Raw genomic sequence first — 12,045 nt, 5'->3', positions numbered from 1 at the left:
GCAAGCTCAAGTAGAGCACCACATCTTACCGATGAAGCGAGAGCGAGCGTATCCAAGATGCGTTAAACCAAAACCTAGCAAATATCCCAAGAAAAAATGCCAGTCAGTTGTTAACTGACTGGCATTAGCCTATGGCTGGTTTTCTTATGTGGCGGACGCGGCAGGAGTCGAACCTGCGACCGCCTGGTTCGTAGCCAGGTACTCTATCCAGCTGAGCTACGCGTCCGCGGTCATCATTATTTTATATCCTGAATCAGGGATAGCGACCTTTCATTCGCACGATTAACATTTATTGCCGCTTTAATTTTAGCTGCTCTTTCATTTTTTACCACTTGAAAGAAAGTGGCGGACGCGGCAGGAGTCGAACCTGCGACCGCCTGGTTCGTAGCCAGGTACTCTATCCAGCTGAGCTACGCGTCCGCAATACACTTTTGACATCGTGTAAGGATGGCGGTGAGGGAGGGATTCGAACCCTCGATCCGGGATAAACCGGATACTCCCTTAGCAGGGGAGCGCCTTCGGCCTCTCGGCCACCTCACCAGTGGGTGCGAATATTAATGGATATAAAAAATAAGTCAAACGATTTTTTATCTTTTGATACTGTTTGCTGATAAATCATGCAAGTCGTTTATTTTTACAACATTATTATGCAAACTAGCTTGAGATTTTCACGGGATTGAAACCGAACGCACAATAAAAAAGCCGACTGTTCGTCGGCTTTTTTATCTAAAATTTATTACCTGAGGGCTCACCTTCACTCTTTTCAGATTGTATTCGCATATAAATCTCTTCACGATGAACAGAGACCTCTTTCGGCGCATTAACACCAATACGAACTTGATTACCCTTAACACCTAAAACAGTCACAGTGACATCATCACCAATCATTAAGGTTTCACCTACTCTGCGGGTTAATATTAACATTCTATTTTCCTTTTTCTGAAACGGGTTCCACTAAATACTTAAGCTAGTTTTAAATTTAGTTCAAAGTTTGGTATTTCGCACAATTAAATGTAATAAATTATGAAAAAAAATAGCGACTTAAGCTGATAACACACACTAAATGTCATCGCTGCAGCAATAAAACAAACACCAATTTATCTTATTTCCTACCTTAATAAACGATACTATTTTTGTTCAATAAATACCAAACCTCAATAGTTTAACAAGCTTAAACGCGCTAGGCACTCACTAAATGGTCATTTTTTGAATAAATGACTAAATTTAATTTACTACTTATTAAAAGTTAACATCACTTTAACAACCACTACAACATGGCTTAGTCAGCCAGTCCTATATCAAGATACGCATCAACCAACCATTGAGATCTATTAATTGGGTCTATCTAGCAAAAAAAAGGAGCCTAGAGGCTCCTTTATCAGTTAATTAATCAACTAACTTAGTTTTTCAGCTAACCATGGCGCCACACTAGCCAGTGCTGCTGGTAGGTTTTCTGGTTGTGAACCGCCAGCTTGAGCCATATCAGGGCGTCCGCCACCTTTACCACCGACTTGCTGAGCTACCAAATTCACTAAATCACCAGCTTTCACTGTTCCAATCAGGTCTTTGGTAACACCAGATATAAGTCCTACTTTACCTTCACTTGCTGTGCCGAGCACAATAATTCCCGAGTTAATTTTAACTTTTAACTCATCCAACATACCGCGCAGATCTTTAGAGGCGACATTATCAAGTTGTGCAATTAACACCTTAACACCGTTAATTTCTGTTACACTCGACATTAAATCAGCACCTGCTTGAGCAGCGAGCTGCTGTTTTAACTCATTAATATCTTTCTCTAACTGCTTATTGCGACCAATTAGCTGTTCAACTTTATCATTAACATTACTGGTATCACTTTTAACGGTTTTTGCAATTTTAGCAATGGTTTGCGCTTGAGTATCGATAAAGTCAAGTGCCGCCTCACCGGTTACCGCTTCAATACGTCTAATTCCCGCAGCAATTCCCGATTCAGAAGTGATTTTAAATAAACCAATCTCGCCAGTGCGATCAACATGAACCCCACCACAAAGTTCTGTAGAGAAATCACCTAGTGTAACCACCCGAACTTCATCATCGTATTTTTCACCAAATAATGCCATCGCACCTTTAGCTTTTGCATCTTCAATCTGCATTAACTCAGTATCACGTTGGTGATTTTTTCGAATTTCATGATTAACTAAGCGCTCTATTTGATGAAGTTCGTCTGAAGTAACAGCCTCAAAATGAGAAAAATCGAACCTGAGTTTTTCTTCATCGACAAGAGAGCCCTTCTGAGTGACATGTTCACCTAATACTTTTCTAAGCGCGGCATGGAGTATATGTGTCGCTGTGTGATTTTTAATAATGGCTTGACGACGCTCGCTGTCTATTTGAGCCTTGACCCTTGCATTCACTGAAATAGTGGTCTGAGCTACTCCTTTATGCGCAAATGCATCTCCAATCTTAACGGTATCATTAACGATGAAATGACCACCATTAACCTCAATAACACCACTATCACCAACCTGACCACCAGATTCAGCATAAAAAGGAGTATTATCGAGTATTACAACCCCCTGCTCCCCTTCAGACAGTTCACTGACTTTGCCTTCTTTACTAAATAACTCAACCACCGTCGCTGAAAACTCGTGATTAGTATAACCTTTAAATGAGGTTGATTTGTCTGACTTCAATTGTTCATTGTAATCAGTACCAAACTGGCTTGCTTGTTGAGCTCGCTCACGTTGTAAACCCATTGCAACATCAAAGCCATTGTGGTCTATTTTTAGTTGGCGCTCACGAGCAATATCGGCGGTTAAGTCTGCGGGGAAACCATAGGTATCATATAGCTTAAAGACATCATCACCCGATATCGTATCACCTTCAAGGTTGTCTAAAATATCTTCTAGCAATGCCATTCCGCGATCAAGTGTTCGACCAAACTGTTCTTCTTCTATTCGCAATAACTTTTCTATAACCGATTGTTGCTCTACCAATTCTGGGTATGCATCGCCCATTTGCTCAACTAAAGAAGGTACTAACTTATGGAAAAAGTGAGATTTCGCCTCAAGTTTATGGCCATGACGTACGGCACGTCGAATGATGCGTCTTAATACATAACCACGCCCTTCATTGGACGGAATAACACCATCAACAATCAAGAAACTACATGAACGAATATGATCGGCTATCACGCGTAAAGATTTATGCTCAAGATCATTACATTCGAGCAGTTGAGCCGTATCTTTTATTAATGCTTGAAAGGTATCAATTTCATAATTGCTATGAACGCCCTGCAAAATAGCAGCGATTCGCTCGAGTCCCATCCCCGTATCAACAGAAGGCTTAGGTAATGACTCCATCGTGCCATCAGCGTGACGGTTATACTGCATGAAAACAATATTCCAAATTTCAATAAATCTGTCACCGTCTTCATCTGGTGACCCTGGAGGTCCACCAAAAATATGCTCGCCATGGTCATAAAAAATCTCTGAACATGGACCACAAGGGCCGGTATCCCCCATTGACCAAAAGTTGTCTGATTCAAATTTCTTACCGGCGGTCTTGTCACCGATACGAATGATTTTTTCTTTAGGTACACCTATTTTATTCGCCCAGATATCAAAGGCTTCATCGTCAGTTTCATATACCGTCACTAGCAACTTTTCAGCTGGCAGCCCTAACACTTGTGTTAAAAACTCCCATGCATAACCTATGGCATCTTCTTTGAAGTAATCACCAAAACTAAAATTACCAAGCATTTCAAAAAAAGTATGGTGGCGAGCAGTATAACCAACATTTTCTAAATCATTATGCTTTCCGCCAGCCCTAACACAACGTTGCGAAGAGGTTGCTCTAGTATAACTTCGCTTTTCCGCACCCAAGAAAACATCTTTAAATGGCACCATACCTGCGTTGGTAAATAACAGGGTCGCATCATTACCCGGTATTAAAGAACTACTTGGGACAATTTGATGCTGTTTCGATGCAAAATAATTCAAAAAAGCGTGACGTAATTCGGCACTAGTTTTCATCATAGGTGTTTCCATTTAATTTTATCTGATTCTGTTGTTTGTTCAGTATTCAATGCATGCATAATTTCATCGGTTGAGAAGCCGCGATACTGAAGGTATCTCATTCGTTTTGCACGTTCTTTATGATCTTTTATCAGGGAGTCTGTAAACCGTTTACAGTAGACGTTTTCAGCAAGTTTATACCAATCGGTTGAGCTCTCCAATTTTGCTTGCTCAATAGTCGTACTATCTACTCCCTTTTGCTTTAATTCATTTTCAATAAAACGCCAGCCATATCCTTTATTTACTCGTTGTCTAATTACTGCCTCAGCAAATCGCTCATTACTAAGGTAATTTTCCTTTAACAAATAAACGATAACAAGTTCAATTTCGTCCAGCGGAAACTCTTTTAACGCTAATTTATGCTTTAGCTCTTTAATTGAATGCTCTCGACGAGATAATAAATCAACCGCTTTGTGAAGTATGACTTTATTCAATATAGAAAATAATCACGTTAATCATGCGCGCTATTGTACCCATAAAGCGACAAAAATAACCAGTAAAAGTCAATAAAATCCCTAAACCCGAATAACTTTTTACTTTCCGCGTTGATTGACGCAAAATAGGCAAAACAACCTGATTTCAACGCTAATAACACAGGGACTCGTATGAAGGAACTTTTCAGCAACCTTTATCGTTTAATGGTAATATTCACGCTTGCGATTTTCATGCAAGCATGTGGCAGTGACACGCCGGATCCAACAGCAGATTTTTCAATATCCACTGATACAACTGTGATCAGTTTTAACAGCGAATTCTCACAAACGTCAAGTCAAAGCGCGACCATCAATGTCAACTTTGTTGGCCAAGGTTTATTGATAGGTTTTGCGCCTGAAGCACAGGCCGTACCTTGGTTAAGGTTTCGTACGGAAGGTGTCAATGATAGTTCGGCCAAGGTTATCGTTGAGTTAGATGGGGTAGAAAACTACCGCAATGACATTTACCGCACAACGCTTAGGCTATCGACTGGAGATGTCAACAATACAGCGCTCGTCCATCAAGACGTTGATATTAGCTTAAATGTGAGAGAGTTGATTAGTTTTTCGGCGACGTTAGGCGAGCAATCTATAGAAAGCCAAGAGCTCACCTTATCCATTGACCGAAATGATTATACCCTTGAAACAAGCGATGATTGGTTAGTGGTTAGCGATGAAACAATAGAGAATACCACTAAGTTAACTATTACTCCGACGTTAAGCGCAATTGAGCAATCTGGAGCTTATCAAAGCGAAATCATCCTGACAGAAACTGGCTCAGGAAACCGCAGTTTAATTAATGTAGAGCTCGGCGTAGATAACTTATACCTCTACTCAGATATCCCCGCGGTTTCCCTAAGTAAAACGAATAATGTCGAAAATCTTGAGCAACAACTTACCATTTTGACGAATAGCTTAAGCCCTGTTAACTGGCAAGCAACAAGTAATGTTGAATGGTTAACCTTAGCTAAAACGGATAATTCGCTATTAGTCAGTATTAATGACAATAGTTTACCTGATAGCGAAATCAGCGATGCGATTATCACCGTTGCTGCCACCGATAATTCCCAGATAATCAGCGCTGAAATACCGGTTAGTTTTTATCAAAAAGCGATAACTGTCAGCGATACTGTTATTGAAGATCTTCCCAACACAACCGCAAGCGTAGTTGTCTCCCCGACAAAACCTTATCTCTATGCAATCTCTGGTCATCAAATTGTGACGTACCAGACATTTTCAGGAGAATTGATCAATAGTGTTGATATTCTTGCTGACGATGTTGAGGGAGAGCTTTCTCAATTAATTGTCCACCCCCTAGGCAAGCACTTATTGGCCAAGGCGACAATAAGCTCAATTAATGACGATGAATCGACAACTATTACCACACATCGTTACCGTGTTGATCTTGAAACGATGAAAGTTACCGAATTGACCAACGCCTCAATTGAATATGAGCCCCTCGGCTATGTCAGCTTCGCTGGCCGACATTTTGTTGTCACCCAAACCTTGGAGCTCGCCAATGAGAACTTAGAACGATTAAATTGGGATAGAGAGAACGCTTTTAGTGTCGGAGCCATCGATCAAGCGAGAGCAACACAAAGCTTATTTGCACTTGAATCGGCTACGGCAACCTTTCATCGTTTAACAACAAGAGTAAATGATTTTACCACCAGTAAAATTAGTCTTACAGAGCAAAGCAGTTATCGCCCTGAATTACTTGACCAAGACATGACTATCTCTGGTTTTATCGTTAACAATGATGAAACAGCACTATACGCTGCCAGTGAAACTTCTGAATACATATCATTTGATGGCAATGTCTACACTGACAATGGTTTACTATCGCAAACGGAAGGTAGCATCACGCTCGCCAATGCAAAAGATTTGGCTGGGAATGCTATCTATTCTCGATTTGAAAACACCGAAACACCCCAGTTTGTTTTAGCGATTTATAATCAGGCACAGAAACTAGTCAACACGATTGTAACAAGCCCCATCCAACCGACGGATTTACAAATTACCTCCGATGGTCAGCGAGCACTTCTTCAATACAGTGATCAATTAGAACTAGTGACGCTTGAAAGAATAGACCTTTCTCATCGTCAGCTCGAATTTGTTGTATCACCAGCTCAAGCATCCATTGAAGCGCAAACGATATTAATTAACGGTGTCAGCGAAAATTGGTCAGCATCAAGCAATGTTGCTTGGTTAAGCTTAACAGAGGAAGTTGTCGATGGTCAGTCAAGTTTAACCGTCAACATTAACTCACAAGCTATTGACGGCTGGGGGCTTTTCACCGGCATTATTACCATCATTGACAGTGATACCGGTTATGCAACAAAAGTTGTTGTAGAGTTAGCGATTGATGAAACTCGATTGTTTGCTAATTATCCTTCGTTAAACTTTGACCAACAACTCAACAGTGAAGTATTAACTAAAACCGTTGACATTCAAACCAATAAGTCCTCAATGATTGCATGGCAAGCTAACACTGACGTTGATTGGCTTAACCTAACCCAAGATAACAACACTGATCAGTTAACCGTAACGGTTATACCAGAGAATGTTAGCGAAAATGGCCTACATAGTGCAGAAATTATCTTAACATCATCTATTGTTGGAGAATCAGTAGACGGAGTCATCAAGGTAAGTTTCTACAAGAGTGACTTTGATACCAGCGTTGACTCAGAGCTTGTTATTGAAGGTATCGAACCAAATGACAGTGCTGTCGTGCTCGACCCATTAAGACCCTATCTATATGTTGCTCAGGGAGATGAAATAAAAGTCATTAACGTTGTCGACGGTACCCTAGTGACCACGGTAGAAGGATTATTAGCTGACGTTGCGTTAACTAATCTTGTCATCCATCCAGATGGTTCAAAGTTGTTAGCGTCTAACCTAGAAACCTATCTTGATGAAGATGACCAAGAAGCCACTCGAGTGAATCATTATCAAATTGACTTAACTAACTTTACAATCGCTCAACTCAACAGTGAAAATATCGATCTCGACTTTCGCCCACAAGCGGTTATTACTATCGATGGCAAACCGGTTGTTGTCAGTCAAGCGCTCGAATATGCGAACACTGACCTTGAGGTGCAATACTGGGATAGTGCTAATGCCTTCTTAACGTCGATTACGCATAAAGTAGCAAACCATAATAATTTCTTAGCTTATAACGGAGCAAATGCCACGATTTATCAACAGCACGTGCGTTTTAACGCCTTTGCCGAGAAGTCGATTACCGCGAAAGCCGAAGGTAGTTCGCAAAACCTGAATTTTGCGCTATACGGTGTGGGCGGTATCACCACAAATAACAACGGCGATATACTTTACAGTGCAAATCCTGTGACGGAATGGTCAAGTTTGGATGGCGATAGTTATATCAGTAATGGGGTACTACCATCGTCACAAACGTTAGCCACGATTGCTGTTACCACCGATACAAACGATCATAGTTATGTTTATCGCAGAAGTTTCATTAATGGCTACGGTGAGGCTCATACACTGACAGAGTATGACGAACTGCAACAACAAGTAAGCTTTGTTGGCTATAGCTCAGGTTCGAATCAAGTCTATCTCTCGCCAACCTATCACCGTGTGATCCACTACTTAGCGGAGCAGCAACAGCTAATTATCGACTACATACCGCAAGATTAACATTGCGTTACCAAATACATAAAAAAGCCACTTAATGTGGCTTTTTTATGCAGGAGATATTGCTAATTAAAATCAATCCCTTAATCCGGTAATTAACGTATTAAGCCACTTAGTTTCGTCAATAAACGCCCAAGACATTGGCTTATATTTTTCGGTAACTCCTTGAGTGATAATTTGCTCTGCACTTTTCCCCTGAGTTAATTGTTGCTCTACTAGTGCTATGCTATCTCGAATCATAGCAGCAAACGCTTGATAATCTGCTTTATTAGCAATAGGACCGTGGCCTGGGATAATAACCGTTTCATCATTGATCATTGCGATGATTTTTTCTACGTTTTGCACATACCCTTTAACAGAGCCACCACTATTTAAATCAATAAAGGGAAATAATGTGTGGAAGAACAAGTCTCCAGTGTGTAAAACATTTGCTTTCTCAAAGTATACCACCGTATCACCATCGGTATGCCCCGAAGGTAAATGAATCAATTTGATACGCTCTTCATCTAAATAAATGTTAACACCGTCTTGGTAGGTCACTACAGGTAGACTGCCTTGTTGAATATCATCTTTACTCGATAAACGATTTCTGACATTTTGATGGGCAAATATGGGTGCATGGTGACCAAAATGAGCATTACTTCCCGTATGATCGCCATGATGATGAGTATTCACCACATACTTTAATGGCTTGTCGTTAATTGATTTCATCGCCGCTTCAATTTGTACAGCCAAAGGACTAAACTTGTTATCGACTAACAACAAACCTTGTGTTGTTGATAAGACCCCAATATTGCCGCCATCCCCTGATAGCATATAAACGTCACCTTGCGTTTTAACTACTTTTAAATCATCGAAATTACCATTTGACGTTGCACTAACGGCAAAACTTAGCACAGCCATCATTGTTGACATTAATTTTTTCATTACTCTTCCTTTATTTCGGTGAGCTGTTAGTAAAATAAACTATAGCAGCAAAGCAAATAAGCTACAGTAAAGCTTACGATTTTGCTCGATACTTTGCTAATGAGATAATGAGAAATTAGTAAAATAAAAGAGCTAAGTAATTAAAGTCTCATACCTAAGGTCCGTTGTTCTGTAACCGTAAGCTCGGCAATAGCAAACATAGTTAGCTATACAACTATAAAGTCGATAGTCTAATAATTAAAATGAGTTTTAATGGGATGGCATTTAAACAATAGATGCCTTTTGATTTCACCGTGATGAAAAACATTCACCCAGCTACCAATCAAAGGAAATCTGCTCTGAGCCTTTATTAGGTTTTGCCAGACCTATATGAACGCCTAGCAATCGCACCGCTTTTCCTTGACCCCGCTCGACGGCTTCCCTTAACAAATTCACAAGAAGTCTAACGTCAATCTCGGTCAACGATTGCTCTTTAGTCGTTTGTTGAAAGTCGTTAAACTTAACTTTTACCCCAATTTTGTTCATCGCGCGCTTTGTTAAATATTTTTCAGCTCGCCGTTTAAGTTCTGGTATTAACTTTTCGCACACTATCTTTTCCATTTCGGCAAGATTAGACAGGTCATGCTCAAAAGTACGTTCGACGCCAACAGATTTGCGCTCACGACTGACAGTCACTTCCCGCTCATCTACACCATTACTACGCCGCCAAATGACACCGCCATATTTTCCAAACCAATTGATTAAAGTTCGCTCATCAGAACGACGCACATCACCACAGGTATGAAAGCCTCGACTCTTTAGGCGTTCAAATGTCACCTTTCCAACGCCAGGGATTTGGTTGAGTGATAAACCTTCTAAAAACTCATGTACCTCATTGGGGGCTATCGTGCATTGGCCATTAGGCTTATTCAGATCAGAAGCTATCTTGGCTACAAATTTAAGTGGTGCGATACCTGCTGATGCCGTTAGGCCAGTGACATCATGTATTTCATCGCGAATTTGCTGAGCAATTAACGTTGCCGAGCCATTGTGAAGTTGACAGTCGGTAACATCTAAATAAGCCTCGTCTAACGATAGAGGCTCTATTATCGGTGTATATCGTTGGAAAATTTGCTGAATTTCCTTAGAAACTTGCTGATAAACTGACATTCTACCGTTAACAATAACTAAGTCAGGACATAATGCTTTTGCTTTATGGTTTGGCATCGCCGATCGAACACCAAACTCTCTTGCCAAATAATTACATGTGCAAAGCACGCCTCTCGCACTATTACCACCGACGGCAATAGGTATATTGCGATACTCTGGATTATCACGCATTTCAACCGCTGCATAAAAGCAGTCCATGTCGATATGAATGATCTTACGCATTTTAACAACCCTGAACACTGTATTAATAAACAGTATTACTAATTGTCAAAATAAAATCAATGCCATTTTTACTAAATTAATCTTACTTGACTAACAAAGTCATTAGAGGCTAATAAAAAAACCGCTGAAAGCGGCCTTTTCATTACTAGATATTTTTAATATCTATTTTTTGTTGGTCTTGCGCGGCTTTTCGCTCCCGCTCTAACCTTTTTTCACAAGGATTATCGCAGTTACACGCTTTATCGATACCCAATGAACCAAGGCCACCACAGCTTCCTGCAAGCGATTTTTTTTGAATAATATAACCTATCGCCATTGCTATAGTGACAACAACAAAAAAGCCCAATGTAATTAAAAATAACGTCATATATACCTCTGTGCTTAATTCTATCGCACTACTTTAGATATTGCATAAATTGTTCAGTTACCTGCTCGACAAATCCATTTTCTGATTTAGAAATAATGTAAGCAGCAATATTATGTTTGTTCGCAAACTCATAGGCTTTTTCTTCACCCATGACCATCATGGCCGTTGATAAACCATCAGCTGTCATTGACGATGGATGAATAACCGTAACCGAGACCAGTTTGTGGTTTATTGGCTTTCCTGTATGAGGGTCAATAATGTGAGAAAAACGCTGACCATTCTCTTCAAAATACTTGCGATAATCACCTGACGTTGCAACGGCATTATCTTTTGGGACAATAAACTGCTGGACAGCGCGCTCTTCTGTTATTGGTTTTTCAATGGCAATAACCCAAAGCTCTCCGGTATGCTTAAATCCTTTTAAACGCATCTCGCCACCGATCTCAACTAAGTAATTAGTAATCCCCTGTTGTTCTAGATACTCAGCAACTAGATCGACAGCATATCCTTTTGCCGTGGTCGATAAATCAACGTATAGATCAGGAATTTTTTTGGCTAACGAATTACCTTCTAGTTGCAAATAATCAATGCCAATTCGTGCTTGCGCCGTCATGAGTTCCTGCTCACTTGGCTGTGTTTCTGGTCTACTCTCTGGGCCAAACCCCCAAAGGTTGATCAGTGGTCCAATCGTGACATCTAACTTACCGTTACTTAGCTTACCTAATCGAATCGATTCAGCCATCACTCGTGCAAGATCTTCACTGATCTCAATTGGGTCAGTACTTGTCGATGCGTTAAACTTAGACAATTCTGAATCTGGTATCCAATTGGACATGTGTTGGTTAAGATTAGTTAACACATCTTCAATGCCACGATGAATCGTTTGACGTTGTACGGTGATGTCCTCTTGACCAATTGGCTCGGTAATATATTTAACGTTATAGGCCACTGTTCCCATGGTAATGCCCTGCAAGTGAACTTGCTGTTTAGCATTATCATTACTAGGAAAGCACCCGACCAGCGTTATTAACGCCAGCGCGATAACAAATGATTTAATATTTTTCATAGCACTCTCAATAAAATTTATTTAAATAAATAACCTGTTGAACATGTCGCTTAAGCTATTTAGTTAAACAAACTCTTTAATAAGATAAATAAAAGGTGACTTGCGCCACCTTTTATTAACGGGTTG

At 40.3% G+C, this 12,045-nt stretch carries 8 protein-coding genes and 3 tRNA genes; 1 reads left to right on the top strand and 10 read right to left on the bottom strand.

Features of this window, described 5'->3' with window-relative positions; all coding sequences use genetic code 11:
- Positions 1-149: 149 nt before the first annotated feature.
- The 6 genes from ACSLUH_RS18325 to ACSLUH_RS18300 all read right to left on the bottom strand — a co-directional run bounded on the left by ACSLUH_RS18325 (position 150) and on the right by ACSLUH_RS18300 (position 4,492).
- Positions 150-226: transfer RNA gene (locus ACSLUH_RS18325), tRNA-Arg, on the bottom strand.
- Between the two features lie 117 nt (positions 227-343).
- Positions 344-420 (bottom strand) — tRNA-Arg (locus ACSLUH_RS18320).
- Positions 421-448: 28 nt separating this feature from the next.
- Positions 449-540, bottom strand: a tRNA-Ser gene (locus ACSLUH_RS18315).
- A 186-nt stretch (positions 541-726) separates the two neighbouring features.
- Positions 727-924 carry a carbon storage regulator CsrA gene (gene csrA, locus ACSLUH_RS18310; RefSeq protein WP_448569705.1) on the bottom strand — a complete coding sequence of 66 codons (198 nt, stop codon included), beginning with the start codon at positions 922-924 and terminating at the stop codon, positions 727-729.
- Between the two features lie 470 nt (positions 925-1,394).
- Entirely contained in the window at positions 1,395-4,019 is a 2,625-nt protein-coding gene (alaS, locus tag ACSLUH_RS18305) for an alanine--tRNA ligase (RefSeq protein WP_448569703.1), read from the bottom strand.
- Positions 4,016-4,492, bottom strand: coding sequence for a regulatory protein RecX (locus tag ACSLUH_RS18300; protein WP_448569701.1), 477 nt, complete (start codon positions 4,490-4,492; stop codon positions 4,016-4,018). Before ACSLUH_RS18300 ends, alaS begins: the two co-directional genes overlap by 4 nt.
- A 171-nt stretch (positions 4,493-4,663) precedes the next feature.
- On the opposite strand from ACSLUH_RS18300, the gene ACSLUH_RS18295 reads away from it, so the two are divergent.
- On the top strand, positions 4,664-8,191 hold the full coding sequence (locus ACSLUH_RS18295) for a hypothetical protein (protein ID WP_448569699.1): 3,528 nt from the start codon (positions 4,664-4,666) through the stop codon (positions 8,189-8,191).
- Positions 8,192-8,263: 72 nt separating this feature from the next.
- Here ACSLUH_RS18295 and ACSLUH_RS18290 read toward each other — a convergent pair whose 3' ends face one another.
- The 4 genes from ACSLUH_RS18290 to ACSLUH_RS18275 form a co-directional block, all read right to left on the bottom strand.
- Positions 8,264-9,115, bottom strand: coding sequence for an MBL fold metallo-hydrolase (locus tag ACSLUH_RS18290; RefSeq protein WP_448569697.1), 852 nt, complete (start codon positions 9,113-9,115; stop codon positions 8,264-8,266).
- A gap of 315 nt (positions 9,116-9,430) precedes the next feature.
- Positions 9,431-10,486: a DNA polymerase IV gene (dinB, locus tag ACSLUH_RS18285; RefSeq protein ID WP_448569695.1), complete on the bottom strand. Its 1,056-nt coding sequence runs from the start codon at positions 10,484-10,486 to the stop codon at positions 9,431-9,433.
- A gap of 145 nt (positions 10,487-10,631) precedes the next feature.
- Positions 10,632-10,853, bottom strand: coding sequence for a (Na+)-NQR maturation NqrM (nqrM, locus tag ACSLUH_RS18280; RefSeq protein ID WP_448569693.1), 222 nt, complete (start codon positions 10,851-10,853; stop codon positions 10,632-10,634).
- Positions 10,854-10,881: 28 nt separating this feature from the next.
- Positions 10,882-11,919: an FAD:protein FMN transferase gene (locus ACSLUH_RS18275; protein WP_448569691.1), complete on the bottom strand. Its 1,038-nt coding sequence runs from the start codon at positions 11,917-11,919 to the stop codon at positions 10,882-10,884.
- Between the last annotated feature and the right edge of the window lie 126 nt (positions 11,920-12,045).

The organism is Thalassotalea ganghwensis, from assembly GCF_053485795.1.
This window is presented reverse-complemented; position numbering and strand designations above follow the sequence as displayed.

Excerpts from the sequence above, each read along its gene's own strand:
- csrA (WP_448569705.1), bottom strand. The coding sequence starts at position 924 with ATGTTAATATTAACCCGCAGAGTAGGTGAAACCTTAATGATTGGTGAT.
- alaS (WP_448569703.1), bottom strand. The coding sequence starts at position 4,019 with ATGATGAAAACTAGTGCCGAATTACGTCACGCTTTTTTGAATTATTTT.
- ACSLUH_RS18295 (WP_448569699.1), top strand. The coding sequence starts at position 4,664 with ATGAAGGAACTTTTCAGCAACCTTTATCGTTTAATGGTAATATTCACG.
- ACSLUH_RS18290 (WP_448569697.1), bottom strand. The coding sequence starts at position 9,115 with ATGAAAAAATTAATGTCAACAATGATGGCTGTGCTAAGTTTTGCCGTT.
- dinB (WP_448569695.1), bottom strand. The coding sequence starts at position 10,486 with ATGCGTAAGATCATTCATATCGACATGGACTGCTTTTATGCAGCGGTT.
- nqrM (WP_448569693.1), bottom strand. The coding sequence starts at position 10,853 with ATGACGTTATTTTTAATTACATTGGGCTTTTTTGTTGTTGTCACTATA.
- ACSLUH_RS18275 (WP_448569691.1), bottom strand. The coding sequence starts at position 11,919 with ATGAAAAATATTAAATCATTTGTTATCGCGCTGGCGTTAATAACGCTG.